This is a genomic window from Pseudomonas sp. Au-Pse12, from assembly GCF_021341665.1.
In the GTDB taxonomy this organism is placed as follows: Bacteria; Pseudomonadota; Gammaproteobacteria; order Pseudomonadales; family Pseudomonadaceae; genus Aquipseudomonas.
In genome coordinates this window covers 237,787-259,797 of the sequence record NZ_JAJTTH010000008.1, presented here as the reverse complement: position 1 = coordinate 259,797, position 22,011 = coordinate 237,787, and the positions used below count along the sequence as shown (strand labels likewise).

General features: G+C 61.9%; 25 protein-coding genes. 8 read left to right on the top strand and 17 right to left on the bottom strand.

The genetic code is table 11. The annotated features are described in order from the left end of the window. Positions 1-105 precede the first annotated feature (105 nt). The 3 genes from LXM55_RS22965 to LXM55_RS22955 all read left to right on the top strand — a co-directional run bounded on the left by LXM55_RS22965 (position 106) and on the right by LXM55_RS22955 (position 3,198). Positions 106-1,131: an outer membrane protein assembly factor BamD gene (locus LXM55_RS22965; RefSeq protein ID WP_233322457.1), complete on the top strand. Its 1,026-nt coding sequence runs from the start codon at positions 106-108 to the stop codon at positions 1,129-1,131. Positions 1,132-1,258: 127 nt separating this feature from the next. Then, complete coding sequence (locus tag LXM55_RS22960; protein ID WP_233322456.1) at positions 1,259-1,492, top strand: PP0621 family protein; 234 nt, start codon at positions 1,259-1,261, stop codon at positions 1,490-1,492. A gap of 371 nt (positions 1,493-1,863) precedes the next feature. Continuing rightward, positions 1,864-3,198 (top strand): sigma-54-dependent transcriptional regulator, encoded by a 1,335-nt coding sequence (locus tag LXM55_RS22955; protein WP_233322523.1) that lies wholly within the window; start codon positions 1,864-1,866, stop codon positions 3,196-3,198. On the opposite strand, the gene thiO is transcribed toward LXM55_RS22955, so the two are convergent. From thiO to pilV, 6 genes are read right to left on the bottom strand one after another with little or no spacing between them, the layout of a single operon-like run. Continuing rightward, the gene (gene thiO, locus LXM55_RS22950) at positions 3,195-4,295 is read right to left on the bottom strand and encodes a glycine oxidase ThiO (RefSeq protein ID WP_233322455.1); all 1,101 of its coding nucleotides are present in this window, start codon (positions 4,293-4,295) and stop codon (positions 3,195-3,197) included. The two genes, LXM55_RS22955 and thiO, sit on opposite strands and share 4 nt — an antisense overlap. Positions 4,296-4,348: 53 nt before the next feature. Beyond that, on the bottom strand, positions 4,349-4,750 hold the full coding sequence (locus tag LXM55_RS22945; RefSeq protein ID WP_233322454.1) for a type IV pilin protein: 402 nt from the start codon (positions 4,748-4,750) through the stop codon (positions 4,349-4,351). Positions 4,751-4,765: 15 nt separating this feature from the next. Further along, the gene (locus LXM55_RS32785) at positions 4,766-5,197 is read right to left on the bottom strand and encodes a hypothetical protein (RefSeq protein WP_442799782.1); all 432 of its coding nucleotides are present in this window, start codon (positions 5,195-5,197) and stop codon (positions 4,766-4,768) included. Further along, positions 5,184-5,624 carry a pilus assembly PilX family protein gene (locus LXM55_RS22935; RefSeq protein ID WP_233322453.1) on the bottom strand — a complete coding sequence of 147 codons (441 nt, stop codon included), beginning with the start codon at positions 5,622-5,624 and terminating at the stop codon, positions 5,184-5,186. Before LXM55_RS22935 ends, LXM55_RS32785 begins: the two co-directional genes overlap by 14 nt. A 41-nt stretch (positions 5,625-5,665) precedes the next feature. Beyond that, the gene (locus tag LXM55_RS22930; RefSeq protein WP_233322452.1) at positions 5,666-6,376 is read right to left on the bottom strand and encodes a PilW family protein; all 711 of its coding nucleotides are present in this window, start codon (positions 6,374-6,376) and stop codon (positions 5,666-5,668) included. Next, positions 6,373-6,816: a type IV pilus modification protein PilV gene (gene pilV / locus LXM55_RS22925; protein ID WP_233322451.1), complete on the bottom strand. Its 444-nt coding sequence runs from the start codon at positions 6,814-6,816 to the stop codon at positions 6,373-6,375. The genes LXM55_RS22930 and pilV overlap by 4 nt, the downstream gene beginning before the upstream one ends. Before the next feature lie 377 nt (positions 6,817-7,193). Here pilV and LXM55_RS22920 point away from each other — a divergent pair, with 377 nt between their 5' ends. Then, positions 7,194-7,718 carry a GspH/FimT family protein gene (locus tag LXM55_RS22920; RefSeq protein WP_233322450.1) on the top strand — a complete coding sequence of 175 codons (525 nt, stop codon included), beginning with the start codon at positions 7,194-7,196 and terminating at the stop codon, positions 7,716-7,718. On the opposite strand, the gene ispH is transcribed toward LXM55_RS22920, so the two are convergent. The 6 genes from ispH to murJ form a co-directional block, all read right to left on the bottom strand. Beyond that, positions 7,719-8,666 (bottom strand): 4-hydroxy-3-methylbut-2-enyl diphosphate reductase, encoded by a 948-nt coding sequence (ispH, locus tag LXM55_RS22915; RefSeq protein ID WP_233322449.1) that lies wholly within the window; start codon positions 8,664-8,666, stop codon positions 7,719-7,721. 103 nt (positions 8,667-8,769) lie between these two features. Then, positions 8,770-9,207: an FKBP-type peptidyl-prolyl cis-trans isomerase gene (gene fkpB, locus LXM55_RS22910; RefSeq protein ID WP_233322522.1), complete on the bottom strand. Its 438-nt coding sequence runs from the start codon at positions 9,205-9,207 to the stop codon at positions 8,770-8,772. A gap of 7 nt (positions 9,208-9,214) precedes the next feature. Then, entirely contained in the window at positions 9,215-9,727 is a 513-nt protein-coding gene (gene lspA, locus LXM55_RS22905) for a signal peptidase II (RefSeq protein WP_233322448.1), read from the bottom strand. Continuing rightward, a complete protein-coding gene (gene ileS / locus LXM55_RS22900) occupies positions 9,720-12,551 on the bottom strand; it encodes an isoleucine--tRNA ligase (RefSeq protein ID WP_233322447.1) in 2,832 nt (943 codons plus the stop codon). Before ileS ends, lspA begins: the two co-directional genes overlap by 8 nt. Positions 12,552-12,564: 13 nt before the next feature. Continuing rightward, on the bottom strand, positions 12,565-13,509 hold the full coding sequence (ribF, locus tag LXM55_RS22895) for a bifunctional riboflavin kinase/FAD synthetase (protein WP_233322446.1): 945 nt from the start codon (positions 13,507-13,509) through the stop codon (positions 12,565-12,567). 129 nt (positions 13,510-13,638) lie between these two features. Further along, positions 13,639-15,177 (bottom strand): murein biosynthesis integral membrane protein MurJ, encoded by a 1,539-nt coding sequence (gene murJ / locus LXM55_RS22890; RefSeq protein ID WP_233322445.1) that lies wholly within the window; start codon positions 15,175-15,177, stop codon positions 13,639-13,641. A 252-nt stretch (positions 15,178-15,429) separates the two neighbouring features. Between murJ and rpsT the strand changes: the two genes are divergently transcribed. Beyond that, the gene (gene rpsT, locus LXM55_RS22885) at positions 15,430-15,708 is read left to right on the top strand and encodes a 30S ribosomal protein S20 (protein WP_007924739.1); all 279 of its coding nucleotides are present in this window, start codon (positions 15,430-15,432) and stop codon (positions 15,706-15,708) included. 115 nt (positions 15,709-15,823) lie between these two features. Here rpsT and LXM55_RS22880 read toward each other — a convergent pair whose 3' ends face one another. From LXM55_RS22880 to rplU, 5 genes are all read right to left on the bottom strand, one after another. Further along, on the bottom strand, positions 15,824-16,285 hold the full coding sequence (locus LXM55_RS22880; RefSeq protein ID WP_233322444.1) for a CreA family protein: 462 nt from the start codon (positions 16,283-16,285) through the stop codon (positions 15,824-15,826). Between the two features lie 20 nt (positions 16,286-16,305). Continuing rightward, positions 16,306-17,424, bottom strand: coding sequence for a glutamate 5-kinase (proB, locus tag LXM55_RS22875; RefSeq protein WP_233322443.1), 1,119 nt, complete (start codon positions 17,422-17,424; stop codon positions 16,306-16,308). Between the two features lie 184 nt (positions 17,425-17,608). Then, a complete protein-coding gene (gene cgtA / locus LXM55_RS22870) occupies positions 17,609-18,832 on the bottom strand; it encodes an Obg family GTPase CgtA (RefSeq protein WP_123724470.1) in 1,224 nt (407 codons plus the stop codon). 195 nt (positions 18,833-19,027) lie between these two features. Further along, positions 19,028-19,285 (bottom strand): 50S ribosomal protein L27, encoded by a 258-nt coding sequence (rpmA, locus tag LXM55_RS22865; protein ID WP_003228360.1) that lies wholly within the window; start codon positions 19,283-19,285, stop codon positions 19,028-19,030. A 35-nt stretch (positions 19,286-19,320) separates the two neighbouring features. Then, the gene (gene rplU, locus LXM55_RS22860; protein ID WP_003228361.1) at positions 19,321-19,632 is read right to left on the bottom strand and encodes a 50S ribosomal protein L21; all 312 of its coding nucleotides are present in this window, start codon (positions 19,630-19,632) and stop codon (positions 19,321-19,323) included. Between the two features lie 379 nt (positions 19,633-20,011). Here rplU and LXM55_RS22855 point away from each other — a divergent pair, with 379 nt between their 5' ends. From LXM55_RS22855 to LXM55_RS22845, 3 genes are all read left to right on the top strand, one after another. Then, on the top strand, positions 20,012-20,980 hold the full coding sequence (locus tag LXM55_RS22855; RefSeq protein ID WP_123724469.1) for a polyprenyl synthetase family protein: 969 nt from the start codon (positions 20,012-20,014) through the stop codon (positions 20,978-20,980). Between the two features lie 122 nt (positions 20,981-21,102). After that, positions 21,103-21,444, top strand: a complete 342-nt coding sequence (locus tag LXM55_RS22850) for a zinc ribbon domain-containing protein YjdM (protein ID WP_011063557.1) — start codon at positions 21,103-21,105, stop codon at positions 21,442-21,444. 207 nt (positions 21,445-21,651) lie between these two features. Next, a complete protein-coding gene (locus tag LXM55_RS22845) occupies positions 21,652-21,921 on the top strand; it encodes a PA4570 family protein (RefSeq protein WP_233322442.1) in 270 nt (89 codons plus the stop codon). Positions 21,922-22,011: the final 90 nt, after the last annotated feature.

Below are 22,011 nucleotides of genomic sequence, written 5' to 3'. Positions count from 1 at the left end.
TGTGGTTAAATACGGCGTCTTTTGCCCCGAGGCTTTCAACGGGGCGCTCATCATAACAGGACGGCCCCGCCCAAGACAGCGGCCGTCATAGGGACGCAAGCCGCCATGCAAGTGAAACACCTGCTGCTGATCGCCATCCTCGCACTGACCGCTGCTTGCTCATCGAAGGAAGTCGTTGACGAAAACCTGAGCGAAGTCGAGTTGTACCAGCAGGCGCAGACCGACCTGGACAACCACAGCTATACCAGCGCCACTGCCAAGCTCAAGGCCCTGGAATCGCGCTATCCCTTTGGTCGCTACGCCGATCAGGCACAGCTCGAGCTGATCTACGCCAACTATAAGAATGCCGAGCCGGAAGCCGCCAAGTCCGCTGCCGAGCGCTTCATTCGCCTGCATCCCCAACACCCGAACGTGGACTACGCCTACTACCTCAAGGGCCTGACCTCCTTCGACCAGGACGTCGGCCTGCTGGCGCGCTTCCTGCCACTGGACATGACCAAGCGTGACCCGGGCGCCGCCCGCGACTCCTACAACGAGTTCGCTCAGCTCACCAGCCGTTTCCCCAACAGCCGCTACGCCCCCGACGCCAAGCAGCGCATGATCTACCTGCGCAACCTGCTGGCGGCCTACGAAATCCACGTGGCCGACTACTACCTGACCCGCCAGGCCTATGTCGCCGCCGCCAACCGCGGCCGCTACGTCGTGGAGAACTTCCAGGAAACCCCATCGGTCGGTGACGGCCTGGCCGTAATGACCGAGGCCTACCAGCGCCTGCACCTGGACGAACTGGCGGCCACCAGCCTGGAAACCCTCAAGCTCAACTACCCGAACCACCCAAGCCTGGTGGACGGCCAGTTTGTGCCGCGCGTGGCTGAAGCCGACAACCGTTCGTGGCTGAGCAAGGCCACCCTGGGCCTGATCGAGTCCCGTCCACCGCTGCCGCCGGGAGAAACCCGCGCCAACCAGGACGTGATGAAACAGTACCAGGACGCCAAGGATGCCATTCCGTCCGAGCTCAAGCCTAAAGACGCCAATGGCGATGCGGTCGAGGAAGAGCAGCACGAGGCCACCGGCAACAACAATAGCGACCGTTCCTGGTTCAGCTACATGACCTTCGGCGTGTTCGACTGATCACCGCCCGCAGGCCAGACAAGGGAGACTTCAAGTCTCCCTTTTTCATGCCCGCACATGGATGGGCCTGTGCGCCCGACCGGCGCTTGGCTAAACTGCCGCATCACTCCTCACAAAGCTGGTTGCCATGGTTCGTCTACTGTTCTGGATCGCTCTGATTGCTGCCGCGGTATGGTTCTGGCGCAAGTTCAAGAGCCCTGCCGCTGCCCCTCGCTCCCCCAACGAACCCACCACGACGCCCATGGTGCGCTGCGCCCATTGCGGCGTGCACCTGCCCCAGGACCGCGCCCTGAGCCAGTCGCAACAGTGGTATTGCAGCCAGGCGCACCTGCAACAAGGGCCGGGCAACCAGGACCGCTAATACCCAGGCCATGCGGTTGAGCAGCCGCGGCAAGGGACTTCGGGACGAAAGATAGCATCTGACACGGGCCGCCCAGGCCCTGACCAGCTCGTCGCCCTCCACAGCCCCGACATTGGCCACAGGCCAGGGACAGCCCCGGCCGAACAATTGGCGACAAAATAGCGCCCCCCTGCACCCACCTGCCGTTCTGCTCTCGCCCAGAGCGTCCCGCCCCCACAGATACGGGCCTTGCGGCGCTCCGTTGGAGCAAATACTGCCTGGGCTTCCATAGGCTGCCGCTTCCCAAAGCCCTGCGCCCCACGCCGTCGGACCTAGACTGAAACTCACGCCCGTCCCACGCGTCTCACTCACGGATGAACATTGCAGCCGCCATGAACCCACGGCAATCAGTGCTGGTGGTCGATGAGGCCACGGAAACCCGCGCTCTTGTGGAAATTGCTCTCGGTCGGATGCGCCTGCACACCCAAAGCGCGCGCACCCTACAGGAAGCTCGCGCCCGCCTGGCCCGCAGCCGCTTCGACCTGTGCCTGACCGGCCTGGAGCTTCCGGACGGCAGCGGGCTGGAGCTGCTTCGGCATATCCGCCAGTTGCATCCCGATCTTCCCGTGGCGCTACTGAGCAACGTTGCCTGCGAACAAACCACCGCCAACGCCTTGCAGGCCGGAGCTTGCAACCTGTTGCACAAGCCTCTGGACCTCAAACAACTGCGCGCCTGGGTAGGCGCGACCCTGCAACGCACACCGCCCCCGGCAACGAGCGACACACCTCTTCAATTACTGGGAGATTCACCGGCCATGGAGACCCTGCGCCGGAACATCGACAAGCTGGCCCACAGCCTGGCGGCGGTCTACATCAGCGGTGAATCCGGCAGTGGCAAGGAACGGGCCGCCCGCCTGATCCACCAGCTTGGCCCCAGGGCCGGGCATGCATTCATTCCGGTCAACTGCGGGGCCATTCCTTCCGAGCTGATGGAAAGTGAGTTTTTCGGGCATTGCAAAGGCAGTTTCAGCGGCGCCGTGGCCGACCAGCCCGGGCTCTTCCAGGCAGCGCACGGTGGCACCCTGTTTCTCGATGAGGTCGCCGACCTGCCCTTGGCCATGCAAGTGAAGCTGCTGCGCGCCCTGCAGGAAAAGTCCATTCGCGCAGTTGGCAGCCCGCAGGAAAAAGCCGTCGACGTGCGAATTCTCTGCGCCACCCACAAGGATCTGAAAAACGAGGTCGAGGCCGGACGCTTTCGCCAGGACCTCTACTACCGCCTGAACGTCATCGAGTTGCGGGTGCCTGCGTTGCGCGAGCGCCGTGGCGACATCCAGGCACTGGCACCGCATATCCTGCTGCGCCTGGCCAGGGACGCAGGCAAGCCTGTCGTCCAGTTACGCCCTGAAGCCCTGCAAGCCCTGGAGCGCTATGACTTCCCCGGCAACGTACGCGAGCTGGAAAACCTGCTGGAGCGAGCGCAAACCCTGTGCGAGGGGCAATGGATAGCAGCGGCCGACCTGCACCTGCCCGCTGCCGCGCCCCTAGAACCCCAGCCATTGCCGGCCGCCACCCACTTGGACCTGACGCTGCACCTGCAACAGGTGGAGCGCCAGCTGCTGCTTCAAGCCCTGGAGGAAACCCGCTGGAACCGCACAGCGGCGGCCCGGCGCCTGGGCCTGTCATTTCGTTCGATGCGTTACCGCATGAAGAAGCTCGGCCTGGACTAGATCCGGCCTGCCGGGGCATATGGCGCCGGGTCGATGATCGGTGGGTTGCCCAGCAGCAGGTCGCAGAACAGTTGGCAGGATGCCGGCGCCAGTACCAGGCCATTGCGGTAGTGCCCACAGTTGAGCCACAGGCCGGCAAAGCCCGGGACCGGTCCGATGTAGGGGATGCCTTCCGGGGAGCCCGGGCGCAAGCCAGCCCAGTGCCCGACCACCTCGGCCTCGGCCAGGGCGGGAATCAACTCGACGGCGGAAGCCTTGAGGCTTTCCAGGGCCTCAGCCGTCGGGGTCTTGTCGAACCCTTCGTGCTCCAGGGTACTGCCGACCAGAATGTGGCCGTCACGCCGGGGAATTGCATAACGCCCCTTGGCCAGGACCATGCAGGACAGGAAGTCGGCGGCGCACTTGTAGAGAATCATCTGCCCTTTCACCGGCTCCACCGGCAACTCCAGCCCCAGGCCGCCCAGCAACTCGCCACTCCAGGCCCCCGCACAGAGCACCACCTGATCCGCGCGGATCTCACCCTGGGAGCTGCTTACTCCCACGACACGCTGGCCATCGAGGATAAAATCACTGACCGCGCACTGCTCATCGATCTGCACATTAGGCAAGGCCTGCAACGCCGCCTTGAGCGACTTGACCAGCCGTGGATTGCGGACATTGGCCACATCGGCCATATAGATAGCCTGTTGATAACCGCCCCCCAGCACCGGCACCGCGTCATGCACCACAGAGATATCCACAGCACTCAGCGGCCGACCTTCACGCTGGGCCCATTCCAGCGCCAGGGCCTGATCTTCCAGATCCAGCCAGTAAAGCCCGGTGACATGCACCTGCGGGTCGACGCCCGTGGCGCTGAACAGTTGCTGTGCCAACTGTGGATAAAAATCCTGCGACCAATGAGCCAGGGCGGTGACCGCCGGGCTGTAGCGCCAAGGGTACAGCGGCGAGACGATCCCGCCGCCGGCCCAGGACGATTCACGCCCCAGGTCCGAGCGTTCCAGAAGTCGCACCTGCTGCCCCTGGGACGCCAGATTGAAGGCGGTGAGCAGGCCGATCACCCCGCCGCCCACCACCAGCACTTGCTGTTGCTTAGCCATAGTCCGATCCAATCATGAGAAAGACAGTGGGCGCCGCGGCCCGAAACAGGTGTTCAGCGTCCCCAGCAATCCTTGGCGGTCAGCCCTTCGGCCTGGCCGCTGATCTGGGTCGCGCCGGTCTGGTCAATGCTGAAGCTGCCGCATTTGTCCGCGGCCATCAGCCCGTCGGCCTTGGGGGTAGCGGTCAGCGAGAAGCCGGTGTCGGTCAGGGTCGCGGTGATGCTGTAGTACTCATTGCCGGCACTCAGGCCTGGGGCGTTGCTGTAGACCCCGGCCTTGGAAAAGTGGCGTTCGAGCTGCTGCGCCTGCTCGGTGAGCAGTACCGCGATTTCACTGCGGTGCGGTTTTTTCAGGTATTCGGTGATGCTGGGGAGGCTCAAGGTAAGGACCAGACCGATGATCGCAATCACGATCATGATTTCGATCAGGGTAAAACCTTGGTTGAATCTGCGCATGGTCAAGAATCTCGCTTACTGGATTTGTCGCCACAGGATGCGCCGGCCACCACCGCCGGGCCTTTCCACCCGGGTGTTGATGCCACCGCTGGAGTCACTGATGATCTTGCCGGCGCCCTGGCCGGCAACCCCGTCACCGTTGTTGCCGTCGGTGCCGAGCACCGCAGCGTCGAGCATCTTACCGCTGAACGCCTCCAGCTCGAGCAATTTCCCGCTGCCACGCCTCGCACAAGCAGCATCAGGCTGCAGTGGCTGGGGGCTGATCAGGCCCTGGGCGTCATCCAGCACCAGGCTCGCCTCGGGCGCCACCACCGCGATACCTGGAAATGGCGCGCAACCTGGATTGAACGCCTTGGCCGCAGGCATCCACCACAGGCCTAGCAGCATGGCCGCCAAGGCTTGCAGGGCAATCCCTCGCCAGCCCGAGCCTCGATCAATACTTGGCATAGATGCTCTCCAGCACGCTGCGCGATTGGCCGTCCAGACCGATGGCCGTCACCCGGTACAAGGTGGCCGCGGTGTTGCTCGGCACGTTCACCGCATCTGTGCTCAGCCCCAGGTTCTGCACCCCGTAGAAACCATCGCCACTGGCGATCCACAGCACCGCGGAGGCGCCATGCAGCCCCGCTGCATTGACCACCGTCGATTCGGCGGGTGGCGCACATTGAACGGGCCCGGCACAGGGCGGCAGGTGAAAGCCATCACGCTGAACCGCGCTTTCCCCCACTCGCAACGCAGCCTCCGCTGCCTGAAACGCACGGTGGTGCAGGGCCAGGCTGGCAGCCATTTTTTCCTGCAGGGTGGCGTTCTGCAGCGATGAAAGCCCGATCATGCTCAGCAATAGCAGGAACACCAGGCTGACCAGCAACGCCATGCCCCGCTCCCCGGTGGGCGCACAACGACGCCGGGGCCTCATCAGGGCAACCTGTTGCGCAAGGCAGCAACCACGCTATAGCTCTGCGGGCGCACGCGGTCCTGCGGGTCGGCCAGGGTCAGGCGCAAGCGCACACTGCGAATCCGTGCCGGATCCAGCGGGTTGCGACTGTAGCTGGAGACAGCCGTATCAGTGGCCGAGCGGGCCATGCCGAAACTCACCTCGAAGGCTTCGACGTTGTCCAGCAGCACTGCCTGCTGCTTGCCCAGGCCACTGCCCAACAGCAACTGGCGATCTTTCAAGCTGTAGAACAGCCGGCGCAAGACGAATACCTGCTCCGCGCCTGTCGCTCGATAGGCTCCTGAATAGACCACGGCGTTGCGCCGACAGTCGCTGACCAGGCTCCAGGTCGGCGCGCCGCCGTCCGCTCCCACATCGGCAGTGATCAGGGTCAGTTTCTGCTCGCCACTGTCCCACTGGATCGGCGTCGCCGCATAGTGCGAGAACTCCCTTGCCGTACTGGCATCGCTGATCGTGCGCAGGCACCCGAACATCCCCGTCATGCGGATTTCCTGAAGCAGCTTGCTCAGGACAAACCGCGCATCTTCCTGCAGGTAGGCCGCCGAGTTCTGGCTCTGGTACGTGCTCTTCGCCGCCATGAATACCTGGGCCGCCCCCAGTACCAGCACCAGGCTCAAGGTCAGCGCCAACATCATCTCCACCAGGCCAAGGCCACTCTCGGCCCGGTTCACGACGAGCCTCCCGGGGCCGCAGCAACCCGGCTGCTGAGCTCCAGGCTGCGCTGACTGCCTTCTGGGCCTTCGGCGCGGGAGTCGTCCCAGGTAATGCGGACGGTGTAGACATGCTGGTTGACGCTGATACTGCCTTTGCCGCTGGGGCCGGCAAAGTGGGCGATATTGGCGGCGAAATCCTGCAGATCCTGATCCCGCACACTGCCTAGGCGCCCCTTGCCCGCCGTCGCCACAGGGTAGTCGGCAGCCGCATTGGCGCGGATCCGATCAAGCATGTCGTAGGCGATAAAGCTGGCCTGGGTGCTCATCCGCGAGCTGTCGGTGTACTGCAGGGCCTTGACCTGCACCGCCGCCGCGCCCAGCAGGCCAACCGCGAGGATCAACAGCGCCACCAAGACCTCGATCAGGGTCATGCCGTCCTGTGCAGGCCGCTCGTTCATCCGCAGTTCTCCGCTGCTATCACTGGTCCATTGAGACAGGCACGGATCACCCGCTGCGGTTGAAATCGATGCTGTCGACTTCTGAGGTTAGCGTCACAGTCACCCCTGGGCTGATAACTGGAACAACCCGCAATACATTGCTCGCCGGCGCCTGTTTCGCCTACAGCATCAGCTCGCGGCTCCAGCTTGCCGCTTGCGGCCGACCAGCCGTACCAGCAGGGTGAAACCCTTTGTACGCAATTTCATCAGCGGTCTTGGACCTGCGATCGGCTATAACAGGCAAGCGCCCGACCTACACACGGGCCGGCGCTCTAACCATTGGCTCAATAAGCACGCACGGATTGCGTGAAACCACCGGTTCCAGGGAAGGAGGCTCCATGCTTGAGAAAGGTTTCAGCCTGATTGAACTGCTGACCACACTGGTCCTGCTGGCGCTGTTGCTGCCGCTTTCCAGCGCCGCGCTGAGTGAGCTGCTGCGCTCCAATCGCCAGCAGGACGCGGCGCAGACCCTCGCCAGCGGGCTGCGCAGTGCCCGGGCGGCGGCGATCCTGCATCAGCACAACGTGCTGATCCACGGCCTGGAGAACGACTGGAGCCGGGGCTGGCGAATCATTCTGGACATCAGCGGCAAGGGCCAGGAAGACCCGCACAACCCGAAGCTGATCGAGCGCCAGAGCGGCGGCCGGGTGCTGATTGTGGGCAATCGCCCGGTGCAACATTTCGTGCGTTTCAGTGCGCTGGGCAACCCGCTCCTGCCCAGTGGCGCATTCCAGGCCGGGACGCTGCATGTCTGCCAGGCTGGCCAGGAGTACAGCCGTCACCAGGTGGTACTGTCACGCAGCGGGCGGGTCAGCCTGCGCAGCGAAAGCGCCGAGCAGGCCTTGTGCGCAGGGGGTGCTTGATCAGATCAGGGAGCGAACCCGCAGCTCCTTGGGCATGGAGAAGGTGATGTTCTCTTCACGGCCTGCCAGCTCGTCGGCACCAGTGGCCCCCCAAGCCTGCAACTGCTGGATCACGCCACGCACCAGCACTTCCGGCGCCGAGGCGCCGGCGGTGATGCCGATGCGCTCGACGCCATCGAACCAACTGCGCTGCAGGTCTTCGGCACCGTCGATCAAGTAGGCCGGGGTGGACATGCGCTCGGCCAGCTCACGCAGGCGGTTGGAGTTGGAGCTGTTGGGGCTGCCCACCACCAGCACTACGTCGCATTCGTCGGCCAGCTGCTTGACCGCATCCTGACGGTTTTGCGTGGCATAGCAGATGTCATCCTTGCGTGGCCCGCCAATGGCCGGGAAACGCGCACGCAGGGCGTCGATCACCCGGCTGGTGTCGTCCATGGACAAGGTGGTCTGGGTCACGAAGGCCAGGCGCTCGGGGTTGCGCACCTGCAGCTCGGCCACGTCCTTCTCGTCTTCCACCAGGTAGATGGCGCCGCCATTGCCGGCATCGTACTGGCCCATGGTGCCTTCGACTTCCGGGTGGCCGGCATGGCCAATGAGGATGCATTCACGACCGTCGCGGCTGTAGCGCGCCACTTCGATATGCACCTTGGTCACCAGCGGGCAGGTGGCGTCGAACACCTTGAGGCCACGACCGGCGGCCTCGCTGCGCACCGCCTGGGACACACCGTGGGCGCTGAAGATGACGATGACGTCATCCGGCACCTGGTCCAGCTCTTCGACGAAGATCGCTCCGCGATTGCGCAGGTCTTCGACGACAAATTTGTTGTGCACCACTTCATGCCGGACGTAGATCGGCGGCCCGAAGACTTCCAGGGCGCGATTGACGATTTCGATCGCCCGGTCCACACCGGCACAGAAGCCACGGGGGTTGGCGAGTTTGATTTGCATGCTGTGCCTCGTGTCTTGCGCGCAAGAAGTTAGATCGTTGTAGACAGCGGATCGCCGGCAAGCCGGCCCCTACAGCATAGGGGACAGCATGCCGGCGATGCTTTTAAAGCGCTTTGACGTCGATGATCTCGACATCAAAGGTCAAGGTCTTGCCAGCCAGCGGGTGGTTGAAGTCGACGGTGACTTGGGCGTCATCGAAGGCTTTGACCACACCGGGCAGCTCGGTATTGGCCGCGTCATTGAAGATCACCAGCAAGCCTTCCGACAATTCCATGTCCTGGAACTGCGAGCGCGGGATGACCTGCACGTTCTGCGGATTGGGCTGGCCAAAGGCGTTTTCCGGCTCGATCGTCAGGTTGCGCTTGTCACCGGCCTTGAAGCCGAACAGCGCCGCCTCGAACCCCGGTAGCAGGTTGCCATCGCCGACCTTGAAGGTCGCCGGGGCCTTGTCGAACGTGCTGTCCACGGTGTCGCCGTTCTCCAGGCGCAATGCGAAGTGCAAAGTGACTTCCGTGTTCTGACCGATGCGTTGTTCAGCCAATACCTGTTCAGTCATGAACGGCTTCTCCGGTTTTCTTGCTCTTGAACATATCCAGGGCCAGCATCACCGCGCCGACGGTAATGGCGCTGTCGGCGAAGTTGAATGCCGGGAAGTACCAGCGGTTCTGCCAGTGCACCAGGATGAAATCGATCACATGACCCAGGGCGATGCGGTCATACAGGTTACCCAGAGCTCCACCCAGCACCAGCGCCAGGGCGATGGCCAGCCAGGTTTCATTGCGCCCCAGGCGCTTGAGCCAGACCACCAGCACTGAGCTGACCACGATCGCGATCAGGGCAAACAGCCAGCGCTGCCAGCCGGAGCTGTCCGCGAGGAAGCTGAAGGCTGCGCCGGTGTTGTAGGCCAGGGTCCAGCTGAAGTAGTCCGGGATCACCACGATCTGCTGGTACATGCTCAGCGAACTTTCGAAGTGCAGCTTGCTGACCTGGTCGATGACCAGGACCAGCACGCTCAACCACAGCCAGCCCAGACGGCCGAAACGGCCTGCGGCATTAGGCATAGTGACGGACCTCGCCTGCGCCGCTGATGTTGTCCACGCAACGACCGCAGATTTCCGGGTGCTCGGGGTGCACGCCGACGTCTTCGCGGCAGTGCCAGCAACGGGCGCACTTGACGAAGCTCGACTTGACCACTTTCAGCTTGAGGCCGCTGACTTCGGTCGCCACCGCGTCCGCCGGGGCCTGCGCCAACGGCGCGACACTGGCAGTGGAGGTGATCAGCACGAAGCGCAGCTCGTTGCTCAGCTTGGCCAGGTCGGCCGACAGTGAATCCTCGGCGTACAGGGTCACTTCGGCCTGCAGGTTGCCACCCACGGCTTTCGCCGCGCGCTGGTTCTCCAGTTCCTTGTTGACCGCGACCTTGACCGCCATGATCCGCTCCCAGTAGGCACGGTCCAGCTCGAAGCCTTCCGGCAGCTCGCTGAGGCCTTCGTACCAGGTGTTGAGCATCACCGATTCGTTGCGCTCGCCCGGCAGGTATTGCCACAGCTCGTCGGCGGTGAAGGCCAGGATCGGCGCGATCCAGCGCACCAGCGCTTCGGAGATGTGGTACAGCGCGGTCTGGCAGGAGCGCCGGGCCTGGCTGTTGGCGCCAGTGGTGTACTGGCGGTCCTTGATGATGTCCAGATAGAAGCCGCCCAGCTCCTGTACGCAGAAGTTGTGCACCTTGGAGTAGACGTTCCAGAAGCGGTATTCGCCGTAGTGCAGTTCCAGCTCGCGCTGCAGCAGCAGGGTACGGTCCACGGCCCAACGGTCCAGGGCCAGCATGTCTTCAGCCGGCAACAGATCGGTGGCCGGGTTGAAGCCGCTGAGGTTGGAGAGCAGGAAGCGCGCGGTGTTACGGATACGCCGGTAGGCGTCGGCGCTGCGCTGCAGGATCTGGTCGGAAACCGCCATCTCGCCAGAGTAGTCGGTGGCCGAAACCCACAGGCGCATGATGTCGGCGCCCAGGGTGTCGTTGACCTTCTGCGGTGCGATCACGTTGCCCAGGGACTTGGACATCTTGCGACCGTTCTCGTCCACGGTGAAACCGTGAGTCAGCAGTTCGCGATACGGCGCATTGCCATCGATGGCGCAGCCGGTGAGCAGCGACGAGTGGAACCAGCCGCGGTGCTGGTCGGAGCCTTCCAGGTACAGGTCGGCTCGCGGACCGCTTTCGTGCCCCATAGGGTGCGAACCGCGCAGCACGTGCCAGTGGGTGGTGCCGGAATCGAACCAGACGTCCAGGGTGTCGCTGATCTTGTCGTACTGGGCAGCTTCGTCGCCCAGCAGTTCAGCGGCGTCCATCTTGAACCAGGCTTCGATGCCTTGCTGTTCAACGCGCTTGGCCACTTCTTCCATCAACTCGACGGTGCGCGGGTGCAGCTCGCCGCTTTCCTTGTTCAGGAAGAACGGGATTGGCACGCCCCAGTTGCGCTGGCGGGAGATGCACCAGTCCGGACGGTTGGCGATCATCGAATGCAGGCGCGCCTGGCCCCAGGCCGGTACGAACTGGGTGTCTTCGATGGCTTGCAGGGCACGCTGGCGCAGGGTGTCGCCGGCTTCCGGCTGCTTGTCCATGCCGACGAACCATTGCGCGGTGGCGCGATAGATCAGCGGCGTCTTGTGGCGCCAGCAGTGCATGTAGCTGTGGCTGATGGTTTCGGTGTGCAGCAGCGCACCGACTTCGCTCAGCTTGTCGACAATGGCCGGGTTGGCCTTCCAGATGAACTGGCCGCCGAAGAACTCCAGCGATGGCGCGTAGACGCCGTTGCTCTGTACCGGATTGAGGATGTCGTCGTTGACCATGCCGTAGCGCTTGCAGGTCACGAAGTCGTCTTCACCGTAGGCCGGGGACGAGTGAACCACACCGGTGCCAGCGCCCAGCTCCACGTATTCGGCCAGGTACACCGGCGACAGGCGATCGTAGAACGGATGACGGAAATTGATCAGTTCCAGGGCCGAACCCGGGGCGGTGGCAATCACCGAGCCTTCCAGGTTGTAGCGAGCCAGGCAGGACTCAACCAGTTCTTCGGCCAGCACCAGCAGGCGCTCGCCGGCATCCACCAGGGCGTAGTTGAATTCCGGATGGACGTTCAGCGCCTGGTTGGCCGGGATGGTCCACGGGGTGGTGGTCCAGATCACGATGGCAGCGGGCTTGGCCAGCTTGGCCAGGCCAAAAGCGCCAGCCAGCTTGGCTTCGTCGGCAATCGGGAAGGCCACGTCGATGGTGGCGGACTTCTTGTCCTGATACTCGACTTCCGCTTCGGCCAGGGCCGAGCCGCAGTCGAAGCACCAGTTCACCGGCTTCAGGCCCTTGAACACGAAACCACCCTTGACCATTTCCGCCAGGGCACGGATCTCGCCAGCCTCGTTGGCGAAGTTCATGGTCTTGTAAGGGTTGGCCCAGTCACCCAGCACGCCCAGGCGGATGAACTCGGCCTTCTGCCCTTCGATCTGCTCGGAGGCGTAGGCGCGGCACAGCTCGCGGGTCTGGTCCGAGGACAGGTTCTTGCCGTGGGTCACCTCGACCTTGTGCTCGATCGGCAGGCCGTGGCAGTCCCAGCCCGGAACATAAGGTGCGTCGAAACCCGCCAGGGTTTTCGAGCGGATGATCATGTCCTTGAGAATCTTGTTGACCGCATGACCGATGTGAATCGAGCCGTTGGCATAGGGAGGACCGTCGTGCAGGACGAACTTGGGACGATCCTTGCCAATCTCGCGCAACTTTCCGTACAGGCCAATGCTGTCCCAACGCTGCAGAATCTGTGGTTCGCGCTGAGGCAGGCCGGCCTTCATTGGGAAGGCGGTGTCCGGAAGGTTTAACGTGGCTTTATAGTCGGTCATTTAAGGCTCTTCATTAGCGATTGGCGCTATGGATACGTGCCACTTGGGCACGGGCGGCGGCAACATCCGCATTGATCGCCGTCTTCAACGCCTCCAGGGAGGCGAAACGCTGCTCTTCACGCAGCTTGTGGTGGAAAACCACCGTCAAACGCCGGTCATACAGATCGCCGGCAAAATCTAAAAGATGAACTTCCAGGTGGGCCTTGCCATCACCTGCAACCGTGGGCCGCACGCCGATATTGGCGACGCCGGGCCGGGTCTCGCCGTCGATTTCGACGCTCACCAGGTACACCCCGGAGAGCGGCACGCGACGACGCTTCAATTGCACGTTGGCAGTCGGCGTGCCCAACTGGCGCGCCAGTTTCTGGCCGTGCAACACCCGCCCGGCAATCCGATACGGGCGCCCGAGCAGACGCTCGGCCAACTCGAAATCGGCGGCGGCCAGGGCATTGCGGACCTGGGTGCTGCTGACGCGCAAGCCATCAAGCTCGACGGTCTGCGCGGCCTCGACGGTAAAACCGTGGGTCGCGCCGGCCTGCTGCAGGAAGTCGAAATCGCCAACCCGGTCGCAGCCGAAGCGGAAGTCATCCCCCACTTCCAGGTGTTGCACCCCCAGACCGTCCACCAGAATTCGCTCGACGAACTCGCTGGCGCTGAGCTTGCTCAAGCGCTGGTTGAAGGCCAGGCACAACACCCGGTCGACACCGGCTTGGGCCAGCAGTTGCAGCTTGTCACGCAAGCGAGCCAGGCGGGCCGGAGCGGTCTCGGGAGCAAAGAACTCCCGCGGCTGGGGCTCGAATATCACCACGCAGCTGGGCACGCCCAACTCGAGCGCACGTTCACGCAGCCGGCCCAGGATAGCCTGGTGGCCACGGTGAACACCGTCAAAGTTGCCAATAGTGGCGACGCAGCCCCGATGCTGGGGGCGCAGATTGTGGAGGCCTCGAACCAGCTGCATAACGCGCTTCTTGCTCATAAAGTGGTCGATTATAACCACACCCGGCGGCCGACGACAGGCAGCACCGTACGCCAATGTGGTTGAACCGACAAAACCGATGTCTGCCCCGCCCTGACGACTAAACAGCCGTCAGTTCAAGGCCTTGCGATTGAAGTGGCGCAAACGGAAGCCCAGCAGGGCCAACATGCCGAAATACGCCACCACCCCAGCCACTACCAGCACGCCCAGGCGCAGAAAACGCTGGAGCATGTGACCTTGATCCCAGGCCGGCATGAAATGCATCAGCCCCAGCAATACCGCGGACATGACCGCCACGGCCAACAGCAGTTTCAAGGTAAAGCGCCCCCAGCCAGGCTGCGGCTGGAACATCTGCTGCTTGCGCAGTTGATAGAACAGCAGGCCTGCGTTGATACAAGCCCCGGCGCTGATCGCCAGGGCAAGGCCTGCGTGCTTCAACGGGCCGATAAAGGCCAGGTTGAGCAACTGGGTGACAACCAGCGTGAAGATGGCGATTTTCACCGGGGTGCGGATGTTCTGCTGTGCATAGAAGCCCGGCGCTAGCACCTTGATCACAATGATCCCCAGCAAACCCACCGCATAAGCCACCAGTGCCCGCTGGGTCATGGACGCGTCGAAAGCGCTGAATTCGCCGTACTGGAACAGCGACACGGTCAGCGGCTCGGCGAGGATCCCCAGGGCCAGGGAGCACGGCAGCACCAGAATGAAACACAGGCGCAGGCCCCAATCGAGAATGCGCGAATACTCATGACGGTCCTGGCTGGCATAGGTCTTGGCCAGGGTCGGCAGCAGGATGGTACCCAGGGCCACGCCCAGCACCCCGGAAGGCAGCTCCATCAAGCGGTCGGCGTAATACATCCAGGACACCGATCCGGCCACCAGGAAGGAGGCGAAGATGGTGTTGATGATCAACGAGATCTGGCTCACGGAGACCCCGAGAATCGCCGGCAGCATCTGCTTCATCACCCGCCAGACCCCGGTATCTCGTAGGTTCAGACGCGGCAGCACCAACATGCCGATCTTCTTCAGGTGCGGCAGCTGATAGAGCAACTGCGCCAGGCCGCCGGCCAGTACCGCCCAGCCCAGGGCCATTACCGGCGGATCAAAGTACGGGGTCAGGAACACCGCGAAGATGATCATGCTGACGTTGAGCAGGGTCGGCACAAAGGCCGGCACCGAGAAGCGGTTCCAAGTGTTGAGGATCGCCCCCGCCAGGGATGACAGCGAGATCAGCAATATATAAGGAAAGGTGACCCGCAGCAGATCGGAGGTCAGGGCGAACTTTTCCGGAGAGTCGACAAAGCCCGGGGCAGTAGCCCAGATCACCCAGGGTGCGGCAATGATGCCCAGGGCCGTCACCAGCGCCAGGACCAGGGTCAGCAAGCCCGAAACATAGGCAATGAAAGTACGAGTGGCCTCTTCCCCCTGCTGGCTTTTGTATTCCGCCAGGATCGGCACGAACGCCTGGGAGAAGGCTCCCTCGGCGAAGATTCGCCGCAACAGGTTGGGCAGTTTGAAGGCGATGAAGAAGGCATCGGTGGCCATCCCGGCGCCAAATGTGCGCGCAATGATGGTGTCACGCACAAACCCCAGTACCCGGGAAAGCATCGTGATAGAGCTGACGGCAGCCAACGACTTGAGCAGGTTCATGAAAAGGTTTTGCGCCTTGTAGATAAACAGCAGGCGAAAAGACACCCACTTATGCGATACTCCGCGCCGCAACAGCACAGAGCCAAAGCTCGCGAGTTTACAGGTCAAGCGCCGGAAATAAATATCCCGCCTCTTCAGATCGACCACTCAGCGGAACGCATCACCTGCCCTTGACAAGACTTCAACTCATCGGCATGATTCGCGGCCTATTTTGTTTGCTATTTCCCAAAAAGTCTTTCGAGGAGCTCGACGGTGGCCAACTCACCTTCCGCCAAAAAACGTGCAAAACAGGCTGAGAAGCGTCGCAGCCACAACGCCAGCCTGCGTTCCATGGTTCGTACCTACATCAAGAATGTGGTTAAAGCCATCGACGCAAAAGACGCTGAAAAAGCGCAAGCTGCTTATGTTCTGGCTGTGCCAGTTATCGACCGCATGGCCGATAAAGGCATCATCCACAAGAACAAGGCCGCTCGCCATAAAGGTCGTCTGAATGGCCACATCAAGGCTCTGAACCTTGCTGCTGCAGCCTAAGCGACACGCTTGTTAAAAAACCGACCCAAGGGTCGGTTTTTTATTGCCTGCGATTTACCCACCTGACAAGCCAGCCCCACCATCAACTGGAGCCAGCCCATCAGGAGACAATCCGCTACTGGTGCGGCCAGGGCAGGATCGGGATTGCCGTCACGGCATTCTGCGGACTGCCCTCGATCAGGCGATCGCTGTAGACCAGATACACCAAGGTATTGCGCTTCTTGTCCAGGAAACGCACCACCTGCATGGTCTTGAACACCAGCGAAGTACGCTCCTTGAACACCTCCTCGCCATCCTTGAGCTCACCCTTGAAGGCGATAGACCCTACCTGGCGACAGGCGATGGACGCCTCGGCACGATCCTCCGCCAGCCCCAGACCACCCTTGAGCCCTCCGGTCTTGGCTCGCGACAGGTAGCACGTCACACCATCAACCTTGGGATCATCGAAGGCCTCGACCACGATCCGATCATTCGGCCCAACGAACTTGAACACCGTGGACACCTGACCAATCTCTTCCGCCGACGCCATGAACGGCATCGCCAAGAGCAAGCCCAATAATCCTTTTGCTACGCGCATTCGCTTTTTCCTTACGCCACTTACACCAGAATCAGGTTATCGCGGTGCACCAGCTCCGGCTCCGCCATGTAACCCAGCACACCAACAATCGCATCCGATGGCTGACCAATGATCTTCTGCGCCTCAAGCGCACTGTAGTTGGCCAGGCCTCGGGCGATCTCACGCCCATCCGGAGCCACGCAAACCACCATCTCGCCACGCCGGAAGCCACCCTGAACCTGCTTGACCCCCACCGGCAACAGGCTCTTGTTGCCCTGGGACAGTGCCGATACAGCCCCTTCATCCAGCACCAAGGTGCCACGGGTCTGCAGATGCCCCGCCAGCCACTGCTTGCGCGCCGCAAGCATGCCGCGCTCCGGCGACAGCAAAGTACCGATGCGCTCGCCAGCCTTGAGGCGATCCAGCACCCGCTCCAGACGACCACCCACAATGACTGTGTGCGCCCCGGAACGCGCCGCCAGCCGCGCCGCGCGCAGCTTGGTCTGCATACCGCCACGCCCCAGCGCACCACCCGTACCACCCGCCACCGCATCCAGCGCCGGATCATCGGCCCGCGCCTCGTAGATCAACTGGGCATCGGGATTGTTGCGCGGGTCAGCATCGAACATGCCGTCACGATCGGTAAGAATCACCAGCAGATCAGCTTCCACCAGGTTGGCCACCAACGCCGCCAGGGTGTCGTTGTCGCCAAAGCGGATCTCGTCGGTCACCACGGTGTCATTCTCATTGATCACCGGAATTACCTTGAGCTCCACCAGCGCGCGCAAGGTACTACGGGCATTCAGGTAACGCTTGCGATCGGACAAGTCGTCATGAGTCAGGAGAATCTGCGCAGTGTGCCGGCCATGCTCAGCAAAGCTCGACTCCCAGGCCTGCACCAGCCCCATCTGACCAATGGCCGCGGCAGCCTGCAGCTCATGCATTGCACTCGGTCGTGCAGTCCAGCCCAGGCGACTCATGCCGGCCGCCACCGCGCCAGAGGAAACCAGCACCAACTCGACGCCAGCCTCATGCAAGGCCACCATCTGCTCGACCCACACGCCCATTGCAGCGCGATCCAGCCCTTTGCCATCCGCCGTCAGCAGCGCGCTGCCGATCTTCACGACCCAGCGTTGCGCACCCGTCACCTTGCTCCGCATCTCATTCAACCTTTGCCAGCGAGCGGCGCGACCGAGCGCCACTCATGGGGTTATTCGTATTTACACCTTGCAGACACCAAAACGCCGCTCGAATGAGCGGCGCCTTGGGAGCTGGCTGGCAGCGATGATAACACCGCGCCAGACCAGATAAACCGTCTTCGCGGGCCAGCCCACCAGGACAGGATCAGTCGCGAACGTAGATGATTTCCGGACCATCCTCGTCATCCACATCCTCTTCATCCCAGTCATCGTCGCCGATGTCATGGACGCTCTTCACACCACTACGACGCAGCGCACGCTGATCATCCAGCGCCTGCAACTGAGCACGCGCCTCGTCTTCGATGCGCTGATCCAGCTCGGCCAGCTCGTCAGCATATGCCGGGTCGGCCGCCAGGCGATCGGCACGATCTTCCAGGTAGCGCATGATGTCGCGACTCAGGCGCTCGGTGCCATCCTTGGAGATAGCCGAAATCACATACACCGGCCCCGTCCACTCCAGACGATCAACGATCTCCTTGACCCGCTCCTCGTGCTCTTCCTCGAGAATCTGGTCGCTCTTGTTCAGCACCAGCCAGCGCTCGCGCTCAGCCAGGGATGGACTGAACTTGACCAGCTCGTTGACGATCACTTCCGCCGCATCCGCAGGGCTGCTTTCATCCAGCGGAGCCATGTCCACCAGGTGCAGCAGGATACGCGTGCGCGCCAAGTGCTTGAGGAAGCGAATCCCCAGGCCAGCACCATCGGAAGCACCTTCGATCAGCCCCGGAATGTCGGCAATCACAAAGCTCTTCCAGCGATCGACGCTGACCACCCCCAGGTTCGGCACCAGCGTGGTGAACGGGTAATCAGCAACCTTGGGCTTGGCCGCGGAAACCGAACGGATAAAGGTACTTTTGCCGGCATTCGGCAAGCCCAGCAGACCAACGTCCGCCAGCACTTTCAGCTCCAGCTTGAGATCGCGCTGCTCACCCGGCTTACCCGGAGTGGTCTGGCGCGGCGCACGGTTGGTACTGGACTTGAAACGAGTGTTACCCAGACCGTGCCAGCCGCCCTGCACCACCATCAGCCGCTGGCCCGCCTTGGTCAGGTCGCCAATCACTTCCTGAGTACCAGCATCGATGATCGTGGTTCCAACCGGAACCCGCAGCTCCAGGTCTTCACCCTTCTTGCCGGTGCAGTCGGTGCTGCCACCGTTGGAACCGCGCTCGGCATCGAAGTGCCGGGTGTAACGGTAGTCCACCAGGGTATTGAGGTTCTCGTCGGCGACCATATAGATCGAGCCACCGTCACCACCATCACCGCCGTTGGGACCACCGTTCTCGATGAATTTTTCCCGACGGAAACTCATGCAGCCATTGCCGCCGTCGCCAGCTTTTACTCGAATCGATACTTCATCAACAAACTTCATGTTCAAACGCCTCTCGCCACACGGGCGAGCTGAAAAGCACTAAGACATAAGACTCTTGCAAAAATGAGCGCAGCGACCTCAATCAACGACCGAAACATCCAACGCTGGCAGCTCGTACAAACAGTTTTGCAAGAGACTCATCCCACAAACGAAAAAGCCCCGTCGCGAGACAGGGCTTTTCCAGCGATCGCGCAATTAAGCTGCGACGACGCTCACGTAACGACGACCGAAGGCGCCTTTTACTTCAAACTTGATCACGCCTTCGATTTTCGCGAAGAGGGTGTGATCTTTACCCATGCCAACGCCGTAGCCAGCGTGGAATTGGGTGCCGCGCTGACGCACGATGATGTTGCCGGCCTTGATGACCTGGCCGCCATACATCTTCACGCCAAGGCGTTTGGCTTCTGAGTCGCGACCGTTACGGGTACTACCACCAGCTTTTTTGTGTGCCATGAGTTCAATTCTCCTAGTGAGGAATTAGGCTGAAATTAAGCCTGAATACCGGTGATTTTGATCTCGGTGAACCACTGGCGGTGGCCCATACGCTTCATGTGGTGCTTACGGCGACGGAACTTGATGATGCGGACTTTATCGTGACGACCTTGGGAGATCACTTCAGCCTTGACGGTTGCGCCAGCAACAACAGGTGCGCCGATGTTCACGTCGTCGCCGTTGGCGACCAACAGAACGCGGTCAAAAGTCACGGATTCGCCAGTAGCGACTTCCAGTTTTTCGATCTTCAGGTATTCACCTTCAGCGACCTTGTATTGCTTACCGCCGGTAACGATTACTGCGTACATGGTATTTCTCCGATAATCCTGCTCACCCAGCTCTTTATAAGAAGAGGTATTGGCTGGCATGGCTGCATGGGGCTGGAACGGCCCAAGTGCAATTGCGTAAGGCAGGTGCTGCCCAGGAAGTTCAGGGTGCGCGATTGTACGCAAGGCTCAATGGCCTTGCAAGTGCCGCTCAGGCAGCGCCAGGTAGCGCAGAGGACCCTGCGGCCAACAACTGAAGCCTCCTGAAACCAGGCTTTAATGACAGCGGGTGACTATACCCCAGTGTTTTACCCTGACAAATTACAGCCCATCGGGGCTCTAACCGCCCGGGACCGCGCCTTGACACCCACGGACGCGGGTCCTAGCATGCCGCGCAACCCTTCTGGAGCACCTGTCGCTGATGCAACCCCAAGCTTTCTACCGCGCGGTGGCGGACGATTTTAGCGCCGTCGACGGCATCATCAAGAAACAGCTGACTTCCCGAGTTCCGCTGGTTTCGAAAATCGGCGATTACATCACCTCGGCCGGAGGCAAGCGCCTGCGTCCTTTATTGGTGCTGTTGTGTGGCAAGGCCCTGGGCCGCGAAGGCGATGACCTGCGCCTGCTGGCCGCCACCATCGAGTTCCTGCACACCGCCACCTTGCTGCACGACGACGTGGTCGACATGTCCGGCATGCGCCGTGGCCGTTCCACCGCCAACGCTATGTGGGGCAACGCACCCAGCGTACTGGTGGGCGACTTCCTGTACTCGCGCTCGTTCGAAATGATGGTCGAGCTGGGCTCGATGCCAGTGATGCGCATCCTGTCCCAGGCCACGCGGATCATCGCCGAAGGCGAAGTCCTGCAGCTGTCCAAGGTGCGTGACGCCAGCACCACCGAAGAAACCTACATGGAGGTCATCCGCGGCAAGACCGCGATGCTCTTCGAAGCCTCGACCCACAGCGCTGCAGCCCTGGCGGGCGCCACCGCGGAACAGGCAGAAGCCCTGCGCACCTTTGGTGACCACCTGGGCGTGGCCTTCCAACTGGTCGATGACCTGCTGGACTACCGCGGCGATGCCGAGACGCTGGGCAAGAACGTCGGTGACGACCTGGCGGAAGGCAAACCGACGCTGCCGCTGATCTACACCATGCGCGAAGGCACCCCAGAGCAGGCGGCCCTGGTTCGCCAGGCCATCCAGAAAGGCGGGATCGAAGATCTGGAAAGCATCCGTGCCGCCGTCGAGGCCTCGGGTTCCCTGGACTACACCGCACAACTGGCACGCGACTATGTCGCTCGCGCCATCACTTGCCTGGAAGCCCTTCCGCCCAGCGAGTACCGCGACGCCCTGGTGGAACTGAGCGAATTCGCTGTCGCCCGCACGCACTAAACAGCCCCGGCTCCTACTCACCCGTAGGAGCCGGCTCGCCAGTGAAGCGCCCCACCGCCCTCTCCCCGACAAAACCCTATACAATGTGCGCTTTTTAGCCATCCTGACTTTGAGGAGCTTAAGTGAGCACTTTGCCACCCTGCCCAAAATGCAATTCCGAATACACCTACGAGGACGGCACCCAGCTGATCTGCCCTGAGTGCGCCCACGAGTGGTCCGCCAGCGGCGAAGCCGAAGCCGTATCCGATGAAGCCGTGAAGAAAGATTCGGTGGGCAACGTACTGCAGGACGGCGACACCATCACCGTGATCAAGGACCTCAAGGTCAAGGGCACCTCGCTGGTGGTCAAGGTCGGCACCAAGGTCAAAAACATCCGCCTGTGCGATGGCGACCACGACATCGACTGCAAGATCGACGGTATCGGCCCGATGAAACTCAAGTCGGAGTTCGTCCGCAAGGTCTGATTCAGCCCCCTCTCGCGCCCGTCGCGAGAGGGTTCCCCCACCCAATTCCCTCCCTGCCCGATCAGCCCGAGCACTTGCCGGCAAAAAGCCAGTCGATTTGATCGAAAACAATTTCCGCACAGAAAAAAGCAGAAACCGCCAATAGGCACTTGCTATTCATTGAATAAGAATTATTCTCATTGAACCCCATTCAAGGAGATGACGACCATGACTTATTTGATTGATGCTTGGCTGGACCGCCCACACCCTTACCTGCGAATCCTGCATCGGGAAACCGGGGAAGTCTGTGCGGTACTGGAAGAAGAAGCCCTGAGCGAGCTGCAGGACCAGGGAGATCTGGACCTGAATGGCTTGAGCTCCAGCGAACCGCTGGTACTCAAGGAATTGGTGCGCAACCTGTTTTTGTTCTGCTATGCCAGAGCCTTGCGGCCGACCGGCGCCGATGGCCAGGGCCTGGGCGCGAAAATCCGTCTATGAAAGCAAAGCCGACAAGGGGCCACGCTTGCCGGCGATGAACAGACTGCGAGTGCGCTGCCGTCATCGCCAGCAAGCTGGCTCCTACGGGGG

Coding starts and splice junctions, on each gene's coding strand:
- ribF (WP_233322446.1), bottom strand. CDS start 13,509: ATGCAGCTGGTTCGAGGCCTCCACAATCTGCGCCCCCAGCATCGGGGC.
- LXM55_RS22845 (WP_233322442.1), top strand. CDS start 21,652: ATGACTTATTTGATTGATGCTTGGCTGGACCGCCCACACCCTTACCTG.
- murJ (WP_233322445.1), bottom strand. CDS start 15,177: ATGAACCTGCTCAAGTCGTTGGCTGCCGTCAGCTCTATCACGATGCTT.
- rplU (WP_003228361.1), bottom strand. CDS start 19,632: ATGTACGCAGTAATCGTTACCGGCGGTAAGCAATACAAGGTCGCTGAA.
- LXM55_RS22945 (WP_233322454.1), bottom strand. CDS start 4,750: ATGCGCAGATTCAACCAAGGTTTTACCCTGATCGAAATCATGATCGTG.
- LXM55_RS22935 (WP_233322453.1), bottom strand. CDS start 5,624: ATGGCGTTGCTGGTCAGCCTGGTGTTCCTGCTATTGCTGAGCATGATC.
- ispH (WP_233322449.1), bottom strand. CDS start 8,666: ATGCAAATCAAACTCGCCAACCCCCGTGGCTTCTGTGCCGGTGTGGAC.
- proB (WP_233322443.1), bottom strand. CDS start 17,424: ATGCGGAGCAAGGTGACGGGTGCGCAACGCTGGGTCGTGAAGATCGGC.
- LXM55_RS22960 (WP_233322456.1), top strand. CDS start 1,259: ATGGTTCGTCTACTGTTCTGGATCGCTCTGATTGCTGCCGCGGTATGG.
- LXM55_RS22855 (WP_123724469.1), top strand. CDS start 20,012: ATGCAACCCCAAGCTTTCTACCGCGCGGTGGCGGACGATTTTAGCGCC.
- LXM55_RS22880 (WP_233322444.1), bottom strand. CDS start 16,285: ATGCGCGTAGCAAAAGGATTATTGGGCTTGCTCTTGGCGATGCCGTTC.
- LXM55_RS22955 (WP_233322523.1), top strand. CDS start 1,864: ATGAACCCACGGCAATCAGTGCTGGTGGTCGATGAGGCCACGGAAACC.
- cgtA (WP_123724470.1), bottom strand. CDS start 18,832: ATGAAGTTTGTTGATGAAGTATCGATTCGAGTAAAAGCTGGCGACGGC.
- thiO (WP_233322455.1), bottom strand. CDS start 4,295: ATGGCTAAGCAACAGCAAGTGCTGGTGGTGGGCGGCGGGGTGATCGGC.
- LXM55_RS22965 (WP_233322457.1), top strand. CDS start 106: ATGCAAGTGAAACACCTGCTGCTGATCGCCATCCTCGCACTGACCGCT.
- ileS (WP_233322447.1), bottom strand. CDS start 12,551: ATGACCGACTATAAAGCCACGTTAAACCTTCCGGACACCGCCTTCCCA.
- LXM55_RS22920 (WP_233322450.1), top strand. CDS start 7,194: ATGCTTGAGAAAGGTTTCAGCCTGATTGAACTGCTGACCACACTGGTC.
- lspA (WP_233322448.1), bottom strand. CDS start 9,727: ATGCCTAATGCCGCAGGCCGTTTCGGCCGTCTGGGCTGGCTGTGGTTG.
- rpmA (WP_003228360.1), bottom strand. CDS start 19,285: ATGGCACACAAAAAAGCTGGTGGTAGTACCCGTAACGGTCGCGACTCA.
- pilV (WP_233322451.1), bottom strand. CDS start 6,816: ATGAACGAGCGGCCTGCACAGGACGGCATGACCCTGATCGAGGTCTTG.
- LXM55_RS32785 (WP_442799782.1), bottom strand. CDS start 5,197: ATGCCAAGTATTGATCGAGGCTCGGGCTGGCGAGGGATTGCCCTGCAA.